Below are 22,980 nucleotides of genomic sequence, written 5' to 3' on the forward strand. Positions count from 1 at the left end.
AATGCAAAAGGAACGAGAGATGATTAACTTAGACGCGCAGCAAATAGTCAACTGCCTTTCGATGGTAGGGCTGATTGAGTCAATGCGACTAACCTACCAAGAGCAAGCAACTATTCCACAGCGTAACGTGATGCCTTTAGAGGAAGGTAAATACGATGCGTTTGCCTTGTTACCTGCTTGGAGTGAATCGCTGATCACCGTAAAAGCGTTTACTTATTTCCCAGATAATTACATCGAAGGCAAAGACAGCTTAGCATCGAAAATTCTCGCCTTTGATCGCTCTAATGGTGAACCACTGGCTTTGCTCGATGGAAAAGTTCTTACCTATTGGCGTACTGCCGCAGCATCAGCCCTTGCTGCCGATTATTTGTCAAGGCGTGAAGCTGAAACCCTGCTCATTTGTGGAACAGGTAATCTTGCTCCCTACATCGCTTACGCCTATTCAGCTATTCGTCCGATACGCAAAGTGCTGATTTGGGGGCGCGATGAGCAAAAAGCACGTCAAACTCTCGATACTATTTCATCGAGTAGTGAGTATCAGTCGCTGCCCAACTCTCATCAGTTCACGTTAGAAGTTATTGAAGATGTCGATTCAGTTCTCAACCAAGTGGATATCATTTCATGTGTCACTGGGTCAGATAAGCCTCTGTTTAATGGCGCTCTGGTTCAACCAGGAACTCATATCGATCTGATTGGTAATCACGACTCTGACAAGCGCGAATGTGACAGCACTATAGTTCAAAGGGCTGAAGTGTTTGTCGATAGCAAAATTAATGTGTTGGCAGAAGCAGGTGATTTGCTCATTCCGATCGAAGAGGGAGTTTTCGCCGCCGAGAATATACGAGCAGAGCTATCTGATCTGTGTAAACAAACTCACCAAGGTCGCAGTAATGAAGAGGAAATAACCTTATATAAATCAGTAGGTAGTGCTCTTGCTGATCTTGCTGCGGTAAAGTTTGTGCTACAGGAAGAAGAGATTTTTTAACTAGGGGAAATCCCCGTATAATTGCAGTTTCGACTGTAAACTTAAATTGCATACAATATACAAATGGAAGGTAAAGATGAACGTAGATTGGAAAGGTGTCTACCCTGCAGTAAGTACTCAGTTTCGTAAAGATCAGAGCATTGATCTCGACGCCACTCAAACTGTAATCGATAACCAAATTAACGATGGCGTTAATGGCATTATTTGCTTGGGGACGGTCGGCGAAAACTGCGCGCTGTACCCTGAAGAGAAGCGTCAGGTTCTCGCGGCAGCGAGAGAAGTGGTTGCAGATAGAGTGCCACTGATTGCGGGGACAGCAGAGTCGATAACCACTGCGGCGATTGATTACATGCAAGATGCGCAAAAAATAGGTATCGATGGCTGCATGGTGATGCCTGCAATGGTTTACCGCACATCGGATAGCGAAACAGTGGACTACTACAGTACTCTTGCGCATGCAACGCCTGAAATGCCAATTATGATTTACAACAACCCTGTTTCCTATGGCGTAGATGTGAATCTTGATCTAATGGAACAACTTGCAGAGTGTGAAAGTATCGTTGCGGTTAAAGAGTCTACCACTGACACGCGTCGTATTACTGAACTGTACAATCGTTTCGACGACCGTTTTACCATCTTTAGTGGCGTTGATGATATCGCTCTGGAGTCTCTCATGCTTGGTGCGACGGGGTGGATCTCTGGTTTAACCAACGCATTTCCTGCTGAGTCTGTTGCTATCTATAAACTGGCAAGCCAAGGACGCTATGCTGAAGCGTTAGAAATCTACCGTTGGTTCTTACCACTGCTTCGTTTAGATACGATTCCAACTTTGGTTCAATGTATCAAACTGGCGGAACAGGTGTGTGGCCGAGGAAGCGAGCAAGTACGTGCTCCTCGCCAGCTGCTGAAAGGTGGAGAACGCGCGCAAGTGATTGCATTAGTCGAACAAGCGATAGCGACGCGTCCAGATTTGTCGAAGTACAATCTTTAAATCATGTTCCTAGCAGGGCAAGTTCCATCTTGCCCTAATTAAACCGAGCCCTAAATTGGGTGGGTGTCATCTGCTTAACGGCGCGGAACTGGCGGTTGAAATTAGAAAGGTTAGAAAAGCCCGCTTTTTCCGCGACCAACGCAATTGGAGACTGAGTACTGGCAAGCAGTTCACACGCTTTACCAATTCGAAATAGCTTTAAGTGATCGGAGAAACTGACTCCAAAGTGCTTTTCAAATAACCGATATGCGGAGCTTTCACTGATGTGGAGGGCGTGGCACACATCAGAGATTTTGATCGGTTCGTGGAAGTGCTTTTCGATGTATTGTGTGGCTCTTTCCACTTTCTGGTGGGCATCCTTATCAGAGATTTGGCTAATTCGATAAGGCGTCGTAGAAAGTTTCTGGGATTCTAAATCATCCGCTAAGTGAATAAGAACTTCCATGACTTTTAAAGCTTGGTAGTGGCGCTCAAGCGATTCCGTTCCAATCAACAACTGCGCCACCTTTTGGGCCGTTTCGTTACTGAATTTGATACCAAACGCCGCTTTTTCTAGTAGCGCTTTGATATTTCGTGCTTCGGGGATGGTTGACTGAAGCCTTTCAATCCAATGATGCTTAAGCCAAACGATGATTGAGCTGTGCGGTTTTTCTACACTGCTGGCAAGCTTGCCTGTGATCATATGCGGTAACCCCGGCCCATAAAGCAGAAGCGTGTTGTTATGGACTTGGCCTATTGCATCGCCTGCAAGATAATTGCCGTTAAAGACATTCTCCGGATCAAGGTAAAGAACCAACTCGTACTCAGAGTGATAGTGCCATGAACAAGCAAATTCTTCTTTCTTCACACGACAATGAAATTCTCGCACCAGCCAGTCGTAATTTGGTGCGCTGAGTACATTTTCTATAAATGGTTTCATCAATAAGCCCCTTTGTCAGCGCCTAGGCTAAGCCAGATGACTTTAACCGTCAAAAACAAAAGAGATATTGAAGGAATAGTATTAGAGGTGGCTCGAATACTATCAATTGATAGGCATCGGTTTGATTAAACTAGCGATAAGTTAAAGACATTACATCGCACGAGTTGGCTCATCATGTACAAAGATAAAATTGCTCTATTATTTATTTTCACCGCATTTGTAACAGGCTTATGTGGTGCGTTTTTTTACCCACTTTCGAGCTTATTTATCGTCGAACAGCTTGGCGCCTCGCCAATGATGTTGAGCTTATATATGGTGCTCGCAGTGGTGAGTTCCGTTGTCGTCTCACAGCTGCTGGCTGCTCAATCTGACAAGAACTGGCAACGAAAAACGATCTTAGTTGTTTCGTTGACCTGTTACTTGGTGACCGTAGTGAGCTTTATCTTTATCCGAGACTATTGGATGGGGGTCACAATAGCCACACTGTTTGGCAGCTTCGGTGGTGCGGCGTTTGGACAGCTATTCGCCATGGGGCGCGAGTACGCGGATGATAACGTTGAAGATAGCACAACATTCCTGTCGACCATGCGTGCAGGTATTGCCATTGCGTGGGTGTTCGGACCGCCTATCGCTTTTATGCTTAAAGCGACCTTTGGTTTTGGCGCGGCATTTAGTACATCTGCTGTCATTGTCGCTGTCGGTATCTTAGTGATCATGTTTTTCTTACCTTCATGTAAAACGTCTGCCGAAGAGTTAGAAGAAGACCCGACAAAACCGAGTTCGAAAGGTAAAGGTGGCTTGATTTCATTGTATTGCCTAGTGCTGGTTGTCGCTTTTGGCGCTAACAATCTCTATATCACCAGTATGCCTCTCTATCTCTCGCAAGAGTTACAAGTTGACCCTAACTGGTTGGGCTTTTTATTTGGTGCTGGCGCACTATGTGAGATCCCTGTGATGCTTTGGGCTGGGCGCTTGTCGGAGAAAGTAGGGACGGTAAAACTACTGCTTATGGGTATTACCAGTGGTACGCTTTTTTATGCGGTGATGCTGACCAACACAAGCTTTGAGGCCATGTTAGCTGCTCAACTATTGAATGGGTTCTTTATCGGTATTTGCGCCACATTGGGCATGGTGGTTCTGCAAGACATGATGCGAGATAGATTAGGAACAGCATCAACTTTGTTCTCCAATATGCTAAATATCAGCATGCTAGTAGCGAGCCTTTCTGTCGGCGTTGTCGGTGAACTATACAATTATTACAGTACCTTATATGTCTCCTTAGGTGGAACCTTGGCTGCGCTCATCCTGTTAGTGTTATTCAATATAAAGTTGAATAGCAGTGGCGATGAACTGAAGCAGGCAAAGGTGTCTTAATTAGGTAGTAAATGATTTATAGAGAGAGTTGATGGACGGCAACATTCCTTACAATACAAGATGTTATTTGCAATCTTGAGTTTGATGGAGTTCTCTTTTCTAGTTCAAAAGTTAACCAAGTGCTCAACTTTAGTACTGTTTTATATTGTGGGAGATAGTTTGAAGTATAGTTATTAAATATATCTATAATATTTATGGTTGTTGGAATTGGCGTCTCTTAACGATAGAAAACTGGTGCTGTTAATTCGATATGTACCCACCTTGATTGTTGCTTTGTTTGCGACTGTCATCATGTTGGTGTTTATCAGCGACAGTAAGGAAAAAGCACGCCTTAGTGTTGAATCGTTACGAAGCAATATGTTGGATCACCAAAAGCAAGTGATCTTTGAGCAAGTGGAGCAGGTTTACAACCGAGTTGTTTATCGTCAGGCACAAACGGTATCAGAGTTAAAAAGTCAGGCAAAGCAAAGAGTTGATGAAGCTCATCAAATCGCCGTAAGTATCTTCCAAAATAACCCGAATAAAAATAAATCAGAGATCAAGAAAATGATCTCTGATGCCCTCAAGCCTATTCGCTTCTATAATAATCGAGGTTACTTCTTCATCTTTCAGATGGACGGTATCAACGTAATGCACGCCCTTAAGCCGCAAATAGAAGGTAATTCGGCGTGGAATGCTGTCGATATTAAAGGCACCTATATCTTAAGAGAGCATATCAAGCTGATACAGCAGAATGACGGAGAAGCTTTTTATCGCTGGTGGTACCAAAAGCCGGGCTTCCCTGCCACACAAGAATTTGAAAAGATAGGTTTTGGTAAAGCCTTTGAGCCGTATGACTGGTTTATAGGAACGGGTGAATACGTAGCTGATGTAGAGGGAGACGTAAAATCCGCCTTGATTACAAGTATTGCTGATTACCAATCTAACCAAGAAGAAAAGGTGTTTATCTTTGATGCCGATGGCGTCATTTTAGTGCATGAAAACTCTGATTTGGTTGGAAAGAATGTTTATCAACTCGACGGTCAATTGGCTAAAGCTTGGCAGAAACTCACTCGTCGTGATTTCGCGCAAGGCGATTTCATTGAGCCTCCAATTGAACAAGTCAGCGCAAATTCCAAAATTGCCTATTTGAGGCAGTTTAATCCTTGGGGCTGGTATATCGGGGCCTCGTTTCCGATCAACGAAGTTAATCGTTACATAGAGAAGCAGCAAGAGATACTTGAAGACAGCCACAACCAGCAGTTAATTAACCTCGTTCTTATTAGCTTAGCCTCAACGTTGCTCATGGTTGGACTGAGCTTTGTAGCAAGCCATATTATTGTGAAGCGTTTTGGCAAGTTCCAACAACGGATTACCGATGACTTTGAACGCTTAGAAGAGTCCAAAAACCAAATGCAGTACATGGCGCTGCATGACCCACTAACAGGGTTATCCAACCGCTCTGCTCTGATAGAGCAAATTGAAACGGGAATCAAACAATCGAAAGATAGCCAGAAAAAGCTTGCCGTTATCTTCTTGGATTTAGATGACTTTAAAAAAGTTAACGATCTTTATGGACACTCTGTGGGAGACAAGCTTTTAGAGTGCTTAAGTCGTAAGTTCGAATCACTGCTTGAACCTCAAGACTCAGTGGCTCGTTTCGGTGGCGATGAGTTTATTTTCTGTTTCCCAGCGTTAGACGATAAGCAGCATGCAATAGCGAAAACATCGGCAGTCAAAAGCGTGTTCGATGAGCCTTTGATCATTGATGGACGCTTACTGACAGCCGATTGCAGCATCGGTGTCAGTATGTATCCATGTGACAGTGATAGCGCAGAAACCTTAATCACCAATGCAGACATGGTCCTTTACCGTTCTAAGCAAAATAAGAAAGGCAGCATCCTTTTCTTTGATCATGAGATTAATCAACAGATCAAAGATGAGTATCAAATTGAACAACAACTAAAACATGCGCTGCGCCGTCAGGAACTTAGCGTGGTGTATCAGCCCCAAATATGCACTGCACGCGGAGAAACGGTGGGTGTTGAAGCCTTAGTCCGATGGAATTCGAAAAAACACGGATTTGTTCCACCGGATGTCTTCATTCCTCTTGCAGAAGAGAATGGAATGATCAACGAAATAGGGCTGTTTGTGTTCAGGAAAGCCTGTGAAGATATTTGCCATTTACCGGGTAATGGCGGTGAGGGGTTAAATGTTTCTATCAATGTTTCTCCTAAACAGCTGCTGCTCGACGGATTTGTTGAAAGTCTACTTGCGATCACGGAAGAGGTTGGAATAACCACCAAGCGAATAATGCTTGAAGTAACGGAAAGTATTTTTATTCATGATTTGGAGAGAGTGACACCTATCATTGCTCGATTGCAGTCACATGGATTCAGCATTTCACTGGATGACTTTGGCACAGGCTACTCTTGCTTGAGCCATCTTAATCAGTTCACTATTGACGAGTTAAAGATTGATAAGAGCTTTATCGCTAATTTAACGGACAACGCGCAAAGCAATGCATTGATCAAAGCTATCTTGGCAATCGGAGAGACTTACCAAATTAAAGTGGTGGCAGAAGGGGTCGAAACAAAAGAGCAACACATGATGCTAAGTTCATACGGTTGCAACTGCGTCCAAGGTTATTACTTCTCTAAACCCATTCCTGTTGAAGCGCTAAATGTGTGGCTGCAAGAGCGGGAGCAAGCTTAGAACGTCACTTCAAGCAAGGGCCATGTTGCAAGCCAGTTTTTCTCCTCAATTCTACTCACGAATAGTTTTTTCGGTCGCGCAGGGTTGTGAGATATTTTTAGTTCAAACAGTGAGTCTAAACCGAATGCAGAAACGCATTCATATTCAAGTTTATCGTTTAGTCTAATTCCTATGGCGGTTTCTTTTTCCGGCCAGTAGCCCATCGCATCAACCGAATTTCGGTATGGTGCATCTCCATTCCGAATATGCATCAATGCTTGGTTTCTAACCTGCCAGTTTAAATTTGGCATCTGTAGTCTTAGTTGTTGTTCATATTCGAGGTAGCTGTCTGAGTTTGATTCACTGCTATCGAAATAGATGACGTCAACGTCATTTAACGGTGTTGGCTCAGGTTGATGGTGTAATGAGTCCCACACTAAATTTCGCACAAATCCAGCTGCAATATAGCAATCAGGTAGACAGAGTTCAGCAACGCACTTTAGAGCTTGAGTACGTAAGGAATCTGCTTGAATAAGGTCTATCAACTGCTTTTCAAAGGGCGCGTGTTGCATCGGGTAGTCTCAATCAAAAAAGCCAAGTGCTAAAACACTTGGCTTTATCTCATTAAGCGAGTTTTTGCTCAAACTGCTGGCGGTACATCACCATATCTTCAATGGTCAGTACTGGCATATTATGTAGCTTACCAAAGGCGACGATTTCTGGTGTTTTCGCCATGCTACCGTCTGGGTTTGTCACTTCGCAAAGTACGCCTGCTGGCTGAAGACCTGCCATCTGCATGAGATCGATTGTGCCTTCAGTATGACCACGGCGAGTAAGTACACCACCTTTGCGCGCACGCAGTGGGAAGACGTGGCCAGGTCTTGCTAAGTCTGAAGGTTGCGCTGTCGGGTTTGCGGCAGTCTTGATAGTAGTAACGCGGTCTTGTGCGGAAACACCTGTTGTCACACCCACTTTCGCTTCAATTGAAACCGTAAACGCAGTTTGGTTTGCGCTGTTGTTGTTTTCAACCATTGGGGTCAGTTCAAGGCGGTCTGCTTGCTCTTCTGGTAGGCATAAACATACGATACCGCTGCACTCGCGAATCATTAACGCCATTTGCTGCGTTGTGAGTGATTCAACTGAATAAATAATGTCGCCTTCATTTTCACGATCTTCATCGTCAAGCAAAAGCACGCCACGGCCCTGTTTAAGAGCAATAAGTGCGTTTTCAACGCGAGTAATTGGTTCGCCGAACTCGGCAAGTAGAGATGACTGATTCATGGTTAACTCCTAAATATCACCAGAATCAGGGCATACATGAGCACTGAGGTATAAAACCCCAGCCAAAACGAAATGCACCACGACACACTTAGATCAACCGATCTTTGCATGATGGTGTGTTTTCATTCTCTCTCATCCGGACTTTAACCGTCGGCTCTGGGTTTTCACCAGATCTGCTGACCTCGACGTATCGAGCGCTCGCGGGCTCACCCTAAACTTTGAAGGGAATACCGCCGGTGGGGAATTTCGCCCCGCCCTGAGAATAAATAAACGTTTGCTTAAATAGCGCAGAGATTGTATCGGTTTTGACAGGGAAATCAATATCGTGCCAAGAAAGCTATGATTTAAGCGCTTAGTTTGTAAGCTAAAAAGGAGGTGATAATGGGAAAATCTCGCCTTTAATTTCATCTCTTTTTTCCAACCTTGTTCGTCTTTAATCTGATGATTATCGAGACTAAAGAGGCAAAGTGATGAAAATCGAACATATCGCAATCTGGACAAAACAACTTGAAGTGCTTAAAGAGTTTTACACTAAGTACTTTGATGCGAAGGCCAACGAAAAGTACCATAACCCAAGCAAGAAGTTTTCTTCGTACTTTCTATCCTTTGATAGCGGCTGCAGACTAGAGCTAATGGAGATGGAAGGCGTTCCGGAATCAAAAGATGATTTGTATGAACAGTTTACGGGCCTGATTCATTTTGCGATTTCATTGGGTAGTGAACAGGCTGTTGACGAGTTAACGGCTCGCTTAGTCGCGGATGGGTATGAGAGAGTTGACGGTCCAAGGCATACTGGCGATGGCTACTACGAAAGCTGTGTGTTTGACCCAGATGGTAATCGACTAGAACTAACGGTATAGAGATGGATAAAGATAAGGTTTTACTGCAACTATTTAATCGGGAAGCAGAGCCGCAAGCCTTGGTGAACAAAGAAGCCTTATCACCAACGCAAATGCAGAGTAGTGAGTATCTACATTGGCTTGAAGGTAAGCGTGAACTTACACTTGACGATGTTGTGGGCAATCATTGGATGAAGACCTGCACTGGTGGCTACATTACCGAAGTCGCTTTTCATTGTGATGGTACTTTAGACGAGTATCGATTGTTTGACCGTTTCCATACTACGGGGAAGTGGAGATTGAATGAGGGGCTCGTCTTGGTAGAGATCTACAAAGGGGAGAATACCTACAGTTTTTACATTGTCGGTAACGCTGAGATCAATATTCATTCTGCGGTAGAACGCAAGAATGGCGAGCTCCACTCCTATCTTAAGCTGTCGCAGATTAAATAGGGAAACCTTTACTGGTGAGTTGTGCCTATTTAGGGCTGCCAATGGTGTTTGGTAGCCCTGTTTAGCTTACTTAACTGGCTCGGTATGAACATCTACTTCGCCAGTAGCTTGATTTACTTTTGCATGGTAGGTGAAGTCGGGATCACCGTAATGCTTGAAGGTGAAGCGAAACTCTTCGGCCGGTGCCCAAATCTCGACATCATAAACCGCTTTAATATCGTAACCATCTTGTTGATAAAGCTCCATTGCCATGACTTTCTCCATGGCACTTTGTCGTTGTGCTTCGAGATCGATCACTGGCTCTACAGATGGGTTACTTGGGTAAGACTCTCCGTTGAAGCTCATCAGTCGGTATGCGCCATTACTCCAAACGATAAAGTCTCGCCAACCACTGCGGTAGCTATCAGCGAGTAAGATTGACGTATCGGTGACTGTCATGTTGGTGATGATGTTGCCTGCATTATCGAAGATGGTCGCACTACAGCCGCCGCTGCCACAAAAGTAAGGATCTTGAATTAGAACAAAATACTCGGGATTACCATCGCTGTTTAAGTCCGCTTTCCCTGATAGATATTCGATATTGTCAGTGGCTAGCGAGAGTCCTTCTGGGGCTAAAATCTGTGAGTCTACCCATCCTGCAATCTGGGCATCAGCATTTTTATCGGCCGCATTTTCGATGTCGCCAGTTGATGAGCAGCCAAACAAAGATAGTGAGCCTGAGATTAATGCTGTGGCAATGAGTTTGTTTTTCATCCAAGTTGTCTCTGTAGTGTGATGTTGGGTCTAAGCCCTAGTATACGCGCTACTTAGCATTTTGAATAAATGTTTTGATATCAAATAAAAAGCCAACTCAAACAAATGAGTTGGCTTTTGGGTTACTATACTTTGCAAACAAGGTTAACCGTAGGCAACACTCGGGAACCAAAGAACTAACTGCGGCCAAACAACCAAACAGATAAGTGCGACCAACTGAATGGCGATAAACGGAATAACGCCGCGGTAGATATCTTTTAGTGCGACACCCTCTGGGCAAACCCCTTTCAGGTAGAACAACGCAAAGCCAACCGGTGGGGTTAGGAAGCTCGTTTGCAGCGCCATAGCTACCAACATCACGAACCAAACCAAGCTTGGGTTATCCACCACACCGTGACCATCCAGTTCAATTCCTAGGCTTGCGATGACTGGCGCGAGTAGTGGCAGCGCAATCAAGGTGATTTCAATCCAATCAAGGAAGAAGCCAAGCAGGAAGACGATCATCAAAATGAAAGCGATAATGCCATAAGGACCAAACGGTAAGCCGCTTAAGAATGACTCAATCAGTTCATCCCCGCCTAATTCTCGCAGCACTAGAGCAAAACAAGAAGCGCCTAAGAAGATCATAAAGATGTAAGCCGTAGTGCCGTATGATGACAGTAGAACCTCTTTCAGTACTTTGAAGTTAAGCTTCTTATTGTAAGCCGCGAGCATAGTCGCCCCCATTGCTCCAATGCCGGATGCTTCAGTTGGCGTAGCGACTCCAGCGAATATCGAACCTAGTACACAGAAGATCAGCATGACGGTTGGCGTGATGTCTTTGAAGACTTGCAGAATCAAGCTCCAATCGACGGGCTCGACATCTTCTGGGACAGGGGCTTTGTCTGGGTTCATCTTACCTACTACCAGAATATAGATGATGTACAAACTTCCCAGTAGCAGACCCGGCATAATGGCACCCATAAACAAGTCACCGACCGAGAGACCAAGTTGATCCGCCATGATCACGAGCATAATGGATGGGGGAAGTAAAATACCCAGCGTCCCTGCCGATGCGACCGTGCCGAGAGCAAGAGGTAGGTGATAGCCCTGACGCATCATGCTTGGCAGTGACATCACGGTTAACAGCACCACAGAGGCACCGATGATTCCAGTAGAAGCCGCTAAGATGATACCAATTGCCATTACAGTAATCGCTAAGCCACCATGCACCTTACCAAACAGAGCCTGCATTGAAGCCATAAGCTTTTCTGCGATTCCTGATTTATCGAGCATGTTACCCATGAAGATAAACATAGGCAGGGCAACCAAGATCCAGTTGTCCATGATCTTGTAGATACGGTTAACCACCAAACCTAAACTGGTGTAATCGAGGCCAGTAAAAGTATCGAGATAGATATCCGCGAAATATCCCACTGCCGCAAACACAACGCCAATACCGCCAAGTACGTACGCAACTGGAATGCCGGTAAACAGTAACAGGATAAACGAGCCAAACATGGCGATCACAATCCATTCATTCGCTTCCATGATTTGCTCCTTTTGATTGTTCGCCGCCAAACAAAGTTTCTAAATTGCGCAGAATTCTCGCCAGCATCGACAGCAGTAACATCGTAAAACTGAGTGGGATAACGCTTTTGATAAGCCAGCGATAAGGCAGTCCGGATGGGGACGCAGAACTTTCATTCACGCGCCAAGACTCATAAGCGAAATCATAAGAGTGAAGAATCACAATCGCGACAAAAGGTATCGCTAGCAGGGTTAGACCAATTAGATCGACGAGTGCTTTTTTACGTTCCGAGAACTTGTGATAAAACAGATCGACGCGTACATGTAGGTTGGATATTTGCGCGTAAGCGGTACCAAACATTACCGCCGTTGCGTACAGGTGCCATTGCAACTCTTCAAGCGCGATTTGGCCATTGGAGAAGACTTTTCTCAGCACTACCTGAATGATGATCACTGCAACTAGGGCTAGGTTCGTCCAAGCCAAGGCCTTACTTGCGGTGGTGATTAAGCGTTCAATGTGGCAGTACATAGGGACCGTCGGGGTTGAATACAACACTTTGCTCATTGGTTACTCCTTACAACCATGGCCGACGTTTTCACGTCGGCCTTTAATACCAACCAGAATAAATATCTGTTCATTCTTGCTAGTTAAAATCGCTGATAGCGTCGTTATAGATTTTGAAGGTAGATCAACTAGCTAGCTGCAATCTATGCCTTGCTCTAAGCGATTTTTCCTGCGCAATTATCTGATCACCTATTTATCCCGATTGGTATAACCAATTAACGTAAGCTTATTGGCTTTGGGTTTCACGAGGTAAGAAGCCGTTGGCTGCCCACAGCGCGTATCCTTCACGGAAGGTGCTTAGGTCACTCCAGACTTTATCGAAGAATGGGTCGGCGGCTTTTTTCTCATCAACCACTTCTAGCCAAGTATTCTTAAACAGGCTGAGCATTTCTTTGTTCCAGTAACGAATCTCTACTCCGTTTTCCTTAGCTTTTTCCATCGCAGCAAATTGCAGTGCTTCACCTTCTGCAATTGAGTAAGTCATGGTTGCCATACAAGTGGTTTCAACCGCAGCTTGTTGAGTGTCACTCATCTTGTTCCACGTATCTTTGTTGATCAGCAGCTCGAATACGGTCGATTGTTGGTGCCAGCCCGGGAAGTAGTTGTACTTAGCCACTTTGTGGAAACCTAAACGCTGGTCAATAGCAGGCTGAGAGAATTCTGAAGCATCAATCGCTCCCTTCTCTAGAGCGCCGAAGATCTCACCACCTGGTAGTTGAACCGTACCAACGCCAAGTTTTTCCATCACCGATGCGCCAAGGCCGAAGAAGCGCATGTTAAGGCCTTTTAGGTCCTCTGGCTTCTCGATAGGTTTACGGAACCAACCCGATGTTTCAGGGGAAATGATCGCACAAGGCATCACTTTTACGTTGTAGCCACCTTGGTCATACATCTCTTGATAGAGCTTTAGTCCGTTGCCGAAGAACAGCCACGCCATGTATTCCCCCGCTTCTGGGCCAAATGGTACTGCTGAGAAAAGTGCGGATGCAGGAAGTTTACCTTGCCAGTAACCAGCAGTTGAATAACCTGAGTTGACCTTACCTGTAGACACAGCGTCTAAGATCTCAGCTGGATTGACCAACTTACCTGGCTCATAGATCTTCATTTTGATCGTACCGCCCGAGGTTTTGGTGATGTGATCGGCGTACCATTGAATCGGTGTACCAAGAGCAGGTAAGTGGCTACCAAAAGCGATTGGGGTTTTCAGTAGTACCTTTTTATCTGCGGCATGAGCGCTGATAGAAAGACCTGATGCTGCAAGAGTGAGTGCAGTAGCGATGGCAACTTTCTTAAGGTTCATGGGGGTGTCTCCTTGTTAAGCTGAGTTCCTTGTCAATATTGAGAAATGTGAACATCGCGTAGTAATTTGTGTTAATGCAATGTTACATTTGAGCTTAAGTTTAGAGAGGGGATTTATTGCTCTCTATTGGGAGAATTGCGCAAATTTAGTCGGTATTAAGTGCAATTTTCCGAATAAAGTTTCAGTAAAACTACGTACAAGCATGGATGGCGAAATGGGATTTGTAAGTAACAGAAGGCTGACACTCAACATCATTCTACTATCGATAGTTCCATTAATTATCGTAGTGGTGATTGTTGCTAGCATCCTATTTAGTCAAGCAAAACAGCTAGTTGAGGAGCAGGTTGCCTTGACCCGAAATAATGTCCTCGCGGTCAAAAAGCAAGAATTAAAACAGTACGTAGAAATGGCAGTCAAAAGTATCGAGCCTTACTACCTAGATGACTCGTTAACTGAGGAGCTAGCCAAGCAAATTGTTGCCGAAAAGTTGAGCAGCCTCACATATGGCAGTGATGGTTATTTCTTTGCCTATACCTGGGAAGGCGATGCGCTCGTGTTGCCATATCAAACAGATAGAATAGGCAAGAACTGGTGGAACGTAGAAGATGTTCAAGGCAAAAAATTGCTGCAAGAGCTCATCCAAGCAGGAAAAAACGGTGGCGGTTTTGTCGATTACCTATGGCATAAGCCATCGAAGAAAGAACCCTTACCCAAGCTGAGCTATGCAGTCTCGCTTGATAAATGGCAGTGGATGGTAGGGACAGGGGTCTATCTCGACGATATTGAGCGACAAGTCGAGCATATGCAAAACGGCTTTGACCAGAATGTTGGCAAAACCAGTAGCGCCTTGTTTGGTTTGGTGTTTGTTGCCGTATCTGTAATTGCTGCTTTGGGTGCTTCACTCAATCTCAATGTTCGCCGATTAGCGAATCAACAGTTAAGCGTATTGAATCAACAGATTATCGATTCGCAAGAGAATGAACGTCGCCGCGTATCGCGAGAGCTGCATGACGGCGTCAACCAGTTGTTGGTCGCCGCTAAATACCGTTTAGACAATGTTTCCCAAGAAACGAATGAAGAGAAAAAAGAACTCGAGCTCGATGCGAGTAAAAACGCGATGGAGCAGGCGATTGTTGAATTAAGAAGAATTTCGCGTGATTTACGCCCACCGCAATTGGATGACTTAGGGTTGGTGGCGGGGATTGAAGCCTATATTAACGAGCTAAGAGAGCGTACGCAGTTAGAGCTCGTGTTCGAACACGATATAGATGGAGAGGAGTTTTTACCAGAAGTAGAAACGACCTTGTATCGGGTTGTGCAAGAGGCACTGCATAACGTCGAAAAACACGCCAATGCACAAGGCGTCGATGTGATTATGCAAAGAGAAGGCAGAATGTTGATTTTAACCGTTAGTGATGACGGGGTCGGTATTCCGGCCAAGAAACTAAAATCAGGAAAGCGCAAACAACCTATATTTGAACATATGGGATTGCAGAATATGAAGGAAAGGATTCAGGCGATTGGTGGCACATTTGCCGTAACCAGTGAGCAGGGACAAGGTACAGAAGTACGAGTGAGCTTAAACATGGAGTTTGTATGATTAGACTTGTATTAGCCGACGATCATCGTTTGATGCAGGATGGGCTAAAGTCGCGACTTGAAAGGGAAGACAACCTAGATATCCTCGCTTGTGTGGGAACAGGTATCGATGCACTGGACACCACACTGTCACTGAAGCCCGATGTGTTGTTGCTCGATATTAATATGCCGGGCCTCAATGGGATTGAAGTCTTAGAGAAGCTAGAAAAAAGCCATTCACGCACGGCAGTGATTATGTTGTCGATGCACGATAGCCGAGACTATGTCGTTCGCTCTGTCAAAGCAGGGGCGAAAGGGTATGTGCTCAAAGATGTGGGTTCTGAAGAGTTGGTCATGGCAATCAACCAAGTGGCGCAAGGGCGTTCTTATTTGTGTCCTCAGGCATCAGATCGATTGCTTGAGCAGATAAACGATAAGCCAGAGCCAAAAGACGATACGCTAACTAACCGCGAGTCAGATGTGCTGAAGGCGATTGTTAATGGCGCGTGCAATAAAGATATTGCCGACTCGCTTCATATCAGTGTTCGTACGGTAGAAACGCATCGACTCCGAATCAAAAAGAAGCTCGGCGCTACCTCAACAGCCGCGTTGGTCAAACTCGCTCTGCAAAAAGGGTTGGTGAGTGAATGACAACGAATCTGCTTTCAAGCCGACAGCCTATTCTGGATAAGATAGTCTTTTTTTGTGCCGTGATTCGATTTGGCTCTTTTCGTGAGGCGTCCATTCAACAAGGTATTTCTCCTGCGGCGGGCAGTCGGTGGGTTAAAGAGCTTGAACAAGCAATGTCTGTCGAGCTGATTAAACGAAGTACACGGCAGTTGATCGCCACTCAAGCAGGCCAATTACTTTATGAGCGTTTTTCTCCGCTATTGCCCGATATTCATAGCTTGTGTGAAGAGGTGCAAAATCTAGCGGAAGAGCAACGTGGTGAGATAAAGCTCTCTTCCACCCCCTTATTTGCACGTCAATATCTGACCAAGATTGTCGCCGAGTATATTGAAATGCACCCACAGGTGAACTTTAAGATCTTTATTGAGGCAGGAGAGTTTGATCCACTCAGTATCGACTTTGCGTTTCGTGCCAGCGCCAGTTATGACGGTGAACCAGAACAAGATTCGTTACTTGTGCGTAAGCGGCTGCTGCGTGAGCCCTTATACTTATGCGCCTCTCCTCATTACCTTACTAAACATGGTATACCCGAAAATCCCAATGAACTTGGTCAGCATCGTTGCCTATATGCGCGAACCTTGGTTGGAGGAAACCGATGGTGTTTTGAGCGTGATGGAGAAACGGAGATAGCCACCATTCAAGACACTCTAGAGTGTGACAACAGCGAAATGCTGCTTGATCTCGCCCTAGAAAATGCTGGGATTGCTTATCTACCTCATTCCTTGGTGAGCAAGCAGATTCAAGACGGCGAGCTGCAACACATCATGCAAGATTACCAGTGCGCGAGTTTTGATATCGACCTGTTTTTCCGCCCAAGAACGCCAATGCCAGAACGTTGCCTCGGCTTTAAACAGTACCTCTATCAGAGGGTCGAAGAGATCTGCACCGCTCACTCCCCTAGCTAAAAACTATTCCTAATATGAAATTCACAATCCCTATTTGTGCAATTAACAACAGCGCCGACAGGAACTAAGCTGATTTGGTAGACAGAAACTCGGGCAGAGACAACAAGGGAGGTTGAAGTGGTCGCAAAGCTTACACCGGAACAGGCAGCGCAATGGATTCATGACGGTGATTCAGTATTACTCGGGGGCTTCATTGGCAGTGTCGTGCCTGAAGCCATTGAAAGAGCCATTGGGGAGCGTTTTACTCACACTCAGCAACCGAAAGACCTTACTCTGATTTTTGCCGCAGGGCAGGGAGATGGGCGAGGTCGCGCTGTTAATCATCTTGCAAAACAAGGTTTAGTGAAACAAGCCATTGGTGGGCACTGGGGCTTAGTCCCTAAGCTACAACAGTTAGCGGTCGACAACCTGATTCAAGGCTACAACCTTCCTCAAGGTATTATCTCTCACTTATTGCGTGACACCGCAGCAGGTAAGCCGGGCACGATTAGCAAAGTCGGGTTAGGTACGTTTGTCGACCCGAGAATCGAAGGGGGAAAGATCAACTCAGCAACCACGCAGGAGTGGGTAGAAGTGATTGAGCTGCTTGGAGAAGAACACCTGTTCTTTCACAAACTGCCCGTCAATGTTTCCATATTGCGAGGTACGACAGCCGATGAGAACGGCAATATCACGATGGAAGATGAGTGTCTAATTGTTGAAAGCTTAGCGGCGGCGCAAGCAGCAAAAAACAACGGGGGTAAAGTGATCGCTCAGGTGAAACGTGTCGTCGAAGCCGGAACGCTCGATCCACATGCGGTGAAGATCCCCGGGATTTTTGTTGATGCTGTGGTTGTGTGCCAAGACGAGGCAGAGCATATGCAAACCTTCGCCACCATGATGAATCCTGAGTTTGTGGGAATCCCAACTCCTCAAGAGCACGCAACACCTCCTGATTCTAACCAACCTACTAAGCTTGATGCGAAAACCATTATTGCTCGTCGTGCCGCGATGGAGCTAGAAGCTAACTCGATTTTAAATTTAGGGATTGGGGCCCCAGAATATATTGCACAAGTCGCGCAGCAAGCGGGGGTTTTGGAGCATTTCACTTTAACGGTTGAGCCGGGCGCTGTGGGTGGAACGCCGCAAAGTGGATTGGATTTTGGTGCTTCTCGTCTACCACAAGCCATTATCAGCCAAGATCAGATGTTCGATTTCTACGATGGTGGCGGCGTCGACCAAGCCTTTCTTGGCTTAGCCCAATGTGACCAAAGCGGCAATATTAATGTCTCTCGTTTTGGAAGCAAGATTGCGGGTTGTGGCGGTTTCATCAATATCACGCAGAACGCGAAGAAGGTCTACTTTTGCGGCACTTTTACCGCACAAGGTTTACAAGTTGAGGTAAATCATCAAGCTTTGACTATTATTCAGGAAGGTCGACAGAAAAAGCTCATTAACCAAGTAGAACAAATCACGTTTAGCGCTAAGCAAGCCGTTATGAGCAACAAGCCTGTTCTGTACATCACCGAAAGAGCGGTGTTTCGCTTAACGGAGAATGGATTAGAGCTAATAGAAATAGCTCCGGGTATGGATTTAGAGCGAGACATCTTGCAGCACATGGATTTCGCTCCTGTCGTCAGTTCGTCATTAAAATTTATGGATACTGCAATCTTTGACACGCAGTTTCGACTCAAAATTAGTAAAGATGAATAGCGGTTTAATCGTTCATCGACTTCCAATCAAGGCAGACACCGATAAATCGGTAGGCTAAGTGCGTTTGTGATTGATTGGTTTTACTCGTCAGTTTTTTATTTTGCCCATAAGGATTAAGACATGTTTGAGAACAAAATTTGTCTGGTAACAGGCGCAGCGCAAGGAATAGGTCGAGCAATCACTGAGAGGTTTGCTCAAAACGGAGCAGAAAAGGTATATGCCTTAGATATGAATTCGGACGGATTAGCCGCGGCATTTTCTGATATAGAGAATGTGCAAGCTGTTACGGTGAATATCTGTGACCGACAAGCGATTGCCGAGCTGGTGGAGTCAATTAAACAACAATACTCGCGCGTAGATGTGTTAGTGAATAACGCGGGCGTTACCCGAGATGCACTGATCGACAAAATGACAGAGCAAGAATGGGACTTTGTACTAGACGTTAACCTAAAAGGCGTATTCAACCTGACTCAAGCCATCGCGCCGTTAATGATGGAAAACAACTACGGCTCGATTGTGACTATGTCTTCAGTAGTTGGGACCGACGGCAACATTGGACAAACCAACTATGCGGCCACAAAAGGTGGAGTTATCGCCATGACAAAAGGGTGGGCGAAAGAATTTGCTCGTAAAGGGGCTCAAGTTCGCGCCAACTGTGTAGCACCTGGCTTTATCGAAACACCTATGACCGCTGATTTGCCAGAGAAAGTTCTCGATATGATGAAAGGCAAAACACCACTTGGCCGAATGGGGACAACCGAAGACATCACCAATGGTGTCGAATTTTTAGCCAGTGATAAATCAAGCTTTATCACTGGGCAAGTGCTGAAAATAGACGGAGGGTTGGTACTCTAAGATGACCGAAAAAGTCTATATTGTTGCTGCCAAGAGGACTCCGATTGGCAGCTTCCTTGGCGGGCTGAGCTCCCAATCTGCCGTTGAATTAGCGAGCTTAACCATTAGGAGTGCGCTTGCCCAAGCCGAACTTGCCCCGACCATGATTGATGAAGTGGTAGTGGGTAATGTGCTCGGTGCAGGTCTGGGGCAGGGGGTGGGTCGGCAAGCCGCTATTCACGCAGAGATACCTGTCACAACCCCTGCTTATACCTTGAACATGATCTGCGGCAGTGGCATGAAATCTATCCTCAACGCCATAAACTCGGTACGAAGCGGTGACGCAAACCTTGTGGTTGCTGCAGGCACCGAAAGTATGAGTAATGCTCCTTTCGTGATGGATGGGAAATGTCGCCAAGGCAATAAAATGGGCGATATCTCCATGATTGATACCATGCTCAAAGATGGCTTAACGGATGCTTTTGGCAGTTTTCATATGGGTATTACTGCTGAAAACATTGCCAAGCGCTATGAGATAAGCCGTGGAGAGCAAGACGCATTTGCCCTGCGTAGCCAATCAAGAGCCGAGCAAGCAATTAAGTCTGGTTGCTTTGAACAAGAAATCGTTCCTGTCGTGATTAAATCACGCAAAGGTGAAAGCGCTGTGAATCTTGATGAGCATCCGAGATTCGGTACGACCATAGAAAGCCTGTCTGGGCTTCGAGCGGCATTCGATAAGCAAGGGAGTGTAACGGCAGGCAATGCCTCTGGCTTAAATGATGGCGCGGTAGCCTTGATTGTTGCCAGTGAGCAAGCGGTTCAGCAACATGGGCTTGCTCCTCTGGTTGAGGTAGTCGCAACAGGGCAGGGTGGTGTTGAGCCTGATGTGATGGGATTAGGCCCAATCCCGGCGGTAAAACAGGCATTGCAACGCGCAGAGCTCGAGCTGAGTGATATTCAAAGGTTAGAGCTCAACGAAGCCTTCGCTTCGCAAGCCATTGGAGTGATGAAAGGGCTGTCTGAACAGCATCAAGTGCCTTACGATTGGTTTGAAGGTAAAACCAACGTCAATGGCGGTGCGATAGCCCTTGGGCATCCAATCGGAGCATCGGGTGGCCGAATTGTCACTACGCTGATCTATGAAATGATCCGCTCTAAAACTCAACTCGGTCTCGCCTCACTGTGTATCGGTGGTGGTATGGGTACTGCGTTGATTCTCAAGCGGGTTAGTTAAGCTTAACGTCTCTATAGCGTCACAAGCGCTGTTAGATACAGACCAAAGCCATAGAAGCTATGCGCTAACAAACTTAACCCTCGTGCTTTCCACGGCGAGGGTGTTTTGGTTGCGGCAATACCAAATCCTAGGCAAGGTTGGATGATCAAGAATGGAAACGCTAGGGTCACTATGCCTGTCATGAGTGCAGGTACGATACTCGGATTCATAAGCCATGTTTCGCCCAAAATAAGTGTGTGGACCAACGCAAAAACGATACCAGTCAAATAATGTAGAGCCCAACCCAATAGCCTCTCTCCCTTGACTGGTGGCGTCGCCATAATCGGACGATGAACCCATTGTCCGTTTGGTATCAAACATACCCAACGCGCGACTAACGCGTAATCAAGAGGTGGAATGCCAAGCACACGCTTCTGAATTAACGCCCAAATATCCATGATCACCGTCGCGCCTATACCAACCCAAATCGCTTGTAGCCAAATCGATAGTTCCATTTCGTTTTCCCTGTTGTAATTCGTTTTTAACCTGTTAGTTTTGAATCATGTTACAACTTGAAGTTAACTTTAAGTCAACGGGAATATTTATGGATATTGCAGTCGTTTCTAAAGAGTCAGGTTTGGCGCCGTCCACATTAAGGTATTATGAAAAGATTGGGCTGATTCGTTCGATTGGAAGAAATGGCTTACGTCGACAATACTCACCTAATATTTTGAATAAATTAAATATTATTTCACTGGGTCGGGCTGCGGGGTTATCGCTAGAAGAGATCGCATCCATGTTTGATGTCGACGATGAACTGGCTATTAACCGAGATTTGCTTACTCAAAAAGTGGAAGAAATTGATGAGCAAATCAAGAGGCTGGCAATCGTACGCGATAACCTTAATCACGTCGCGAACTGCCCTCTACCGTCTCATCTAGAGTGCCCATCTTTCCAAAAACTGATGAAATCAGCTAAGCGTTATTTGCCATAAAGTGTGAATGGAGATGATGAAACGTCGAGGTACCAGATGATAGTAATGGGTATGCTGACAAGAATGAATTGTCGCTGATTTCCATCGAGTATTCTAGTGTCGAAGCTCGCTAGCGAGCTCTCTTCAATACGCTTCGAAGTTGGTCGATTGTATGTTGGCTGAACACCTTGATGCCGTTACGCTCCAATAAAGCAGCCGTTACGCCAGAGCCAGTGATTTTGGTGCCACTGAATGTTCCATCGTAAATCTTGGAGCTACCACAAGAGGGGCTGCCCTCAGCCAGTACTGCATACTCTATTTGTTGTTGCTGGCATATTTTCAGAGCATTCTCAGCACCTACTACGAATTGAGCTGTGACATCAATACCATCATCTCCAACAACATTGGCGGAGCCACTAAGCACATCAATCCCTCTTCCGAAGATGATTTCAGCAGGCGCTCTTGGAGTGGGAAGGCCAGCCGACACTTCAGGACAAAATATCACGAGATCTACATTTGATTGAAGCCAATGGAAATCGGATTCAGGAATGGATAAACAACTGGCGTTGTATCGAACTTTATTGCCAACCAAACACGAGCTAACTAAAACTTTCTCCAAATGAGATTCCTTTTCATGTGCTTATCTGTGCATTATTGATTTTCAGCCAGAATGATTCTTGGCACTGATTCGTAAAGTGTTTTTTCTTGGGGGTTATGTTTAGTGTACTCGGTTGCTCAGTGACTTCGTATGAAATCCAGCATTCCTCACAGACTGTATCCGAGTCATGATCTGACAGCTCTCGTTCGGTCAACTTTCTCACACCTACACCATTGTTAAACGTTACGAGTAGTTCACTGTTTTCTATAAGTATTCCGTCTTCTTCGGTAGTCTGTTGCGTATGTACTCTCTCAATTATCGATAGGCCGTCAAGCTCTTCTTTCATTGCTGATACATACGTAAACAAATTATTCATTACATCTGCCCCTTTGAAGCTATAATCGTCCAACCACAAAAACCAGTAAATTGATTGTCATTACCAACTTAGCTGAACAAAAAAAGCCGAGCGTTTGGAATCCGTTTAAACGTTTTGCAATTGCTATTTACTTTAGACTTGCTTGAATTATTAACAGCTCAATTTCATTGCTCGATGTGTTTACCAAACCATGTGTGCCAAAACGTTTGTTAACTATCATATCTCCTGAAGACACCTTTCTTTCCTTACCTTCGATGGTCATAGTGCCTTCACCTTTCAAAATGATATACATTTCTTCATCGTCTCCATGAGTATGTTCGCCCATAGAGCTTCCCGGTGGCATAACGACACGAATAGCGAAATCCCATGCACCGTCGAAATCTTTACGCTTGAACGCACGAAAAATGTCTATTGAGCCTTCTCCGTCATGGCTATTTTCATCCACTTCTTTTTCGCAAGTGTAAAAGTTACGTATCATTT

General features: G+C 45.4%; 23 protein-coding genes and 1 riboswitch. Of the genes, 13 read left to right on the plus strand and 10 right to left on the minus strand.

What is annotated here, in order from left to right; genetic code table 11:
- The first annotated feature begins 19 nt into the window (after positions 1 to 19).
- On the plus strand, positions 20 to 985 hold the full coding sequence (gene lhpI, locus IX91_RS16680; RefSeq protein ID WP_004746137.1) for a bifunctional Delta(1)-pyrroline-2-carboxylate/Delta(1)-piperideine-2-carboxylate reductase: 966 nt from the start codon (positions 20 to 22) through the stop codon (positions 983 to 985).
- 76 nt (positions 986 to 1,061) lie between these two features.
- Positions 1,062 to 1,976, plus strand: a complete 915-nt coding sequence (locus tag IX91_RS16685) for a dihydrodipicolinate synthase family protein (RefSeq protein WP_004746136.1) — start codon at positions 1,062 to 1,064, stop codon at positions 1,974 to 1,976.
- Positions 1,977 to 2,010: 34 nt separating this feature from the next.
- Here IX91_RS16685 and IX91_RS16690 read toward each other — a convergent pair whose 3' ends face one another.
- Complete coding sequence (locus tag IX91_RS16690; RefSeq protein WP_004746135.1) at positions 2,011 to 2,895, minus strand: helix-turn-helix domain-containing protein; 885 nt, start codon at positions 2,893 to 2,895, stop codon at positions 2,011 to 2,013.
- 174 nt (positions 2,896 to 3,069) lie between these two features.
- Between IX91_RS16690 and IX91_RS16695 the strand changes: the two genes are divergently transcribed.
- Complete coding sequence (locus tag IX91_RS16695; protein ID WP_004746134.1) at positions 3,070 to 4,269, plus strand: sugar efflux transporter; 1,200 nt, start codon at positions 3,070 to 3,072, stop codon at positions 4,267 to 4,269.
- Between the two features lie 234 nt (positions 4,270 to 4,503).
- Positions 4,504 to 6,963 carry a bifunctional diguanylate cyclase/phosphodiesterase gene (locus tag IX91_RS16700; protein WP_236642944.1) on the plus strand — a complete coding sequence of 820 codons (2,460 nt, stop codon included), beginning with the start codon at positions 4,504 to 4,506 and terminating at the stop codon, positions 6,961 to 6,963.
- Here the strand turns inward: IX91_RS16700 and IX91_RS16705 are convergent.
- Both IX91_RS16705 and ribB read right to left on the minus strand, forming a co-directional pair.
- Positions 6,960 to 7,514: a nucleotidyltransferase family protein gene (locus IX91_RS16705; protein ID WP_004746132.1), complete on the minus strand. Its 555-nt coding sequence runs from the start codon at positions 7,512 to 7,514 to the stop codon at positions 6,960 to 6,962. The genes IX91_RS16700 and IX91_RS16705 overlap by 4 nt on opposite strands.
- A 52-nt stretch (positions 7,515 to 7,566) precedes the next feature.
- A complete protein-coding gene (ribB, locus tag IX91_RS16710; RefSeq protein ID WP_004746131.1) occupies positions 7,567 to 8,223 on the minus strand; it encodes a 3,4-dihydroxy-2-butanone-4-phosphate synthase in 657 nt (218 codons plus the stop codon).
- Positions 8,224 to 8,343: 120 nt separating this feature from the next.
- A riboswitch (FMN riboswitch) is annotated at positions 8,344 to 8,491 on the minus strand.
- A gap of 202 nt (positions 8,492 to 8,693) precedes the next feature.
- Here ribB and IX91_RS16715 point away from each other — a divergent pair.
- A complete protein-coding gene (locus IX91_RS16715) occupies positions 8,694 to 9,083 on the plus strand; it encodes a VOC family protein (protein ID WP_004746130.1) in 390 nt (129 codons plus the stop codon).
- Positions 9,084 to 9,085: 2 nt separating this feature from the next.
- Entirely contained in the window at positions 9,086 to 9,514 is a 429-nt protein-coding gene (locus tag IX91_RS16720) for a hypothetical protein (RefSeq protein WP_004746129.1), read from the plus strand.
- 66 nt (positions 9,515 to 9,580) lie between these two features.
- On the opposite strand, the gene IX91_RS16725 is transcribed toward IX91_RS16720, so the two are convergent.
- From IX91_RS16725 to IX91_RS16740, 4 genes are all read right to left on the minus strand, one after another.
- On the minus strand, positions 9,581 to 10,267 hold the full coding sequence (locus IX91_RS16725; RefSeq protein ID WP_004746128.1) for a hypothetical protein: 687 nt from the start codon (positions 10,265 to 10,267) through the stop codon (positions 9,581 to 9,583).
- A gap of 144 nt (positions 10,268 to 10,411) precedes the next feature.
- Positions 10,412 to 11,797 (minus strand): TRAP transporter large permease, encoded by a 1,386-nt coding sequence (locus IX91_RS16730; RefSeq protein ID WP_004746127.1) that lies wholly within the window; start codon positions 11,795 to 11,797, stop codon positions 10,412 to 10,414.
- Positions 11,784 to 12,341 carry a TRAP transporter small permease subunit gene (locus IX91_RS16735; RefSeq protein WP_004746126.1) on the minus strand — a complete coding sequence of 186 codons (558 nt, stop codon included), beginning with the start codon at positions 12,339 to 12,341 and terminating at the stop codon, positions 11,784 to 11,786. Before IX91_RS16735 ends, IX91_RS16730 begins: the two co-directional genes overlap by 14 nt.
- A 226-nt stretch (positions 12,342 to 12,567) precedes the next feature.
- On the minus strand, positions 12,568 to 13,641 hold the full coding sequence (locus IX91_RS16740) for a TRAP transporter substrate-binding protein (protein ID WP_004746125.1): 1,074 nt from the start codon (positions 13,639 to 13,641) through the stop codon (positions 12,568 to 12,570).
- 214 nt (positions 13,642 to 13,855) lie between these two features.
- On the opposite strand from IX91_RS16740, the gene IX91_RS16745 reads away from it, so the two are divergent.
- The 6 genes from IX91_RS16745 (at position 13,856) to IX91_RS16770 (ending at position 20,574) form a co-directional block, all read left to right on the plus strand.
- Positions 13,856 to 15,241, plus strand: a complete 1,386-nt coding sequence (locus IX91_RS16745) for a cache domain-containing protein (RefSeq protein WP_004746124.1) — start codon at positions 13,856 to 13,858, stop codon at positions 15,239 to 15,241.
- Positions 15,238 to 15,870 carry a response regulator gene (locus IX91_RS16750; protein ID WP_004746123.1) on the plus strand — a complete coding sequence of 211 codons (633 nt, stop codon included), beginning with the start codon at positions 15,238 to 15,240 and terminating at the stop codon, positions 15,868 to 15,870. The genes IX91_RS16745 and IX91_RS16750 overlap by 4 nt, the downstream gene beginning before the upstream one ends.
- On the plus strand, positions 15,867 to 16,814 hold the full coding sequence (locus IX91_RS16755) for a LysR family transcriptional regulator (protein ID WP_004746122.1): 948 nt from the start codon (positions 15,867 to 15,869) through the stop codon (positions 16,812 to 16,814). The genes IX91_RS16750 and IX91_RS16755 overlap by 4 nt, the downstream gene beginning before the upstream one ends.
- 117 nt (positions 16,815 to 16,931) lie before the next feature.
- The gene (locus tag IX91_RS16760; protein ID WP_004746121.1) at positions 16,932 to 18,506 is read left to right on the plus strand and encodes an acyl CoA:acetate/3-ketoacid CoA transferase; all 1,575 of its coding nucleotides are present in this window, start codon (positions 16,932 to 16,934) and stop codon (positions 18,504 to 18,506) included.
- A 120-nt stretch (positions 18,507 to 18,626) separates the two neighbouring features.
- Positions 18,627 to 19,361 (plus strand): beta-ketoacyl-ACP reductase, encoded by a 735-nt coding sequence (locus IX91_RS16765; RefSeq protein WP_004746120.1) that lies wholly within the window; start codon positions 18,627 to 18,629, stop codon positions 19,359 to 19,361.
- A 1-nt stretch (position 19,362) separates the two neighbouring features.
- Entirely contained in the window at positions 19,363 to 20,574 is a 1,212-nt protein-coding gene (locus tag IX91_RS16770; protein WP_004746119.1) for an acetyl-CoA C-acetyltransferase, read from the plus strand.
- 11 nt (positions 20,575 to 20,585) lie between these two features.
- Here the strand turns inward: IX91_RS16770 and IX91_RS16775 are convergent, their stop codons facing one another.
- The gene (locus IX91_RS16775; RefSeq protein WP_004746118.1) at positions 20,586 to 21,068 is read right to left on the minus strand and encodes a DUF2938 domain-containing protein; all 483 of its coding nucleotides are present in this window, start codon (positions 21,066 to 21,068) and stop codon (positions 20,586 to 20,588) included.
- 89 nt (positions 21,069 to 21,157) lie between these two features.
- Here IX91_RS16775 and IX91_RS16780 point away from each other — a divergent pair, with 89 nt between their 5' ends.
- A complete protein-coding gene (locus IX91_RS16780) occupies positions 21,158 to 21,547 on the plus strand; it encodes a helix-turn-helix domain-containing protein (protein ID WP_004746117.1) in 390 nt (129 codons plus the stop codon).
- Positions 21,548 to 21,656: 109 nt separating this feature from the next.
- On the opposite strand, the gene IX91_RS16785 is transcribed toward IX91_RS16780, so the two are convergent.
- Both IX91_RS16785 and IX91_RS16795 read right to left on the minus strand, forming a co-directional pair.
- A complete protein-coding gene (locus tag IX91_RS16785) occupies positions 21,657 to 22,145 on the minus strand; it encodes a DUF523 domain-containing protein (RefSeq protein ID WP_004746116.1) in 489 nt (162 codons plus the stop codon).
- Between the two features lie 482 nt (positions 22,146 to 22,627).
- Positions 22,628 to 22,978, minus strand: coding sequence for a cupin domain-containing protein (locus tag IX91_RS16795; RefSeq protein ID WP_004746114.1), 351 nt, complete (start codon positions 22,976 to 22,978; stop codon positions 22,628 to 22,630).
- Between the last annotated feature and the right edge of the window lie 2 nt (positions 22,979 to 22,980).

This window comes from Vibrio tubiashii ATCC 19109 (assembly GCF_000772105.1).
GTDB classification, from domain to species: domain Bacteria; phylum Pseudomonadota; class Gammaproteobacteria; order Enterobacterales; family Vibrionaceae; genus Vibrio; species Vibrio tubiashii.

Excerpts from the sequence above, each read along its gene's own strand:
- lhpI (WP_004746137.1), top strand. The coding sequence starts at position 20 with ATGATTAACTTAGACGCGCAGCAAATAGTCAACTGCCTTTCGATGGTA.
- IX91_RS16685 (WP_004746136.1), top strand. The coding sequence starts at position 1,062 with ATGAACGTAGATTGGAAAGGTGTCTACCCTGCAGTAAGTACTCAGTTT.
- IX91_RS16690 (WP_004746135.1), bottom strand. The coding sequence starts at position 2,895 with ATGAAACCATTTATAGAAAATGTACTCAGCGCACCAAATTACGACTGG.
- IX91_RS16695 (WP_004746134.1), top strand. The coding sequence starts at position 3,070 with ATGTACAAAGATAAAATTGCTCTATTATTTATTTTCACCGCATTTGTA.
- IX91_RS16705 (WP_004746132.1), bottom strand. The coding sequence starts at position 7,514 with ATGCAACACGCGCCCTTTGAAAAGCAGTTGATAGACCTTATTCAAGCA.
- ribB (WP_004746131.1), bottom strand. The coding sequence starts at position 8,223 with ATGAATCAGTCATCTCTACTTGCCGAGTTCGGCGAACCAATTACTCGC.
- IX91_RS16715 (WP_004746130.1), top strand. The coding sequence starts at position 8,694 with ATGAAAATCGAACATATCGCAATCTGGACAAAACAACTTGAAGTGCTT.
- IX91_RS16720 (WP_004746129.1), top strand. The coding sequence starts at position 9,086 with ATGGATAAAGATAAGGTTTTACTGCAACTATTTAATCGGGAAGCAGAG.
- IX91_RS16725 (WP_004746128.1), bottom strand. The coding sequence starts at position 10,267 with ATGAAAAACAAACTCATTGCCACAGCATTAATCTCAGGCTCACTATCT.
- IX91_RS16730 (WP_004746127.1), bottom strand. The coding sequence starts at position 11,797 with ATGGAAGCGAATGAATGGATTGTGATCGCCATGTTTGGCTCGTTTATC.
- IX91_RS16735 (WP_004746126.1), bottom strand. The coding sequence starts at position 12,341 with ATGAGCAAAGTGTTGTATTCAACCCCGACGGTCCCTATGTACTGCCAC.
- IX91_RS16740 (WP_004746125.1), bottom strand. The coding sequence starts at position 13,641 with ATGAACCTTAAGAAAGTTGCCATCGCTACTGCACTCACTCTTGCAGCA.
- IX91_RS16745 (WP_004746124.1), top strand. The coding sequence starts at position 13,856 with ATGGGATTTGTAAGTAACAGAAGGCTGACACTCAACATCATTCTACTA.
- IX91_RS16750 (WP_004746123.1), top strand. The coding sequence starts at position 15,238 with ATGATTAGACTTGTATTAGCCGACGATCATCGTTTGATGCAGGATGGG.
- IX91_RS16755 (WP_004746122.1), top strand. The coding sequence starts at position 15,867 with ATGACAACGAATCTGCTTTCAAGCCGACAGCCTATTCTGGATAAGATA.
- IX91_RS16765 (WP_004746120.1), top strand. The coding sequence starts at position 18,627 with ATGTTTGAGAACAAAATTTGTCTGGTAACAGGCGCAGCGCAAGGAATA.
- IX91_RS16770 (WP_004746119.1), top strand. The coding sequence starts at position 19,363 with ATGACCGAAAAAGTCTATATTGTTGCTGCCAAGAGGACTCCGATTGGC.
- IX91_RS16775 (WP_004746118.1), bottom strand. The coding sequence starts at position 21,068 with ATGGAACTATCGATTTGGCTACAAGCGATTTGGGTTGGTATAGGCGCG.
- IX91_RS16780 (WP_004746117.1), top strand. The coding sequence starts at position 21,158 with ATGGATATTGCAGTCGTTTCTAAAGAGTCAGGTTTGGCGCCGTCCACA.
- IX91_RS16795 (WP_004746114.1), bottom strand. The coding sequence starts at position 22,978 with ATGATACGTAACTTTTACACTTGCGAAAAAGAAGTGGATGAAAATAGC.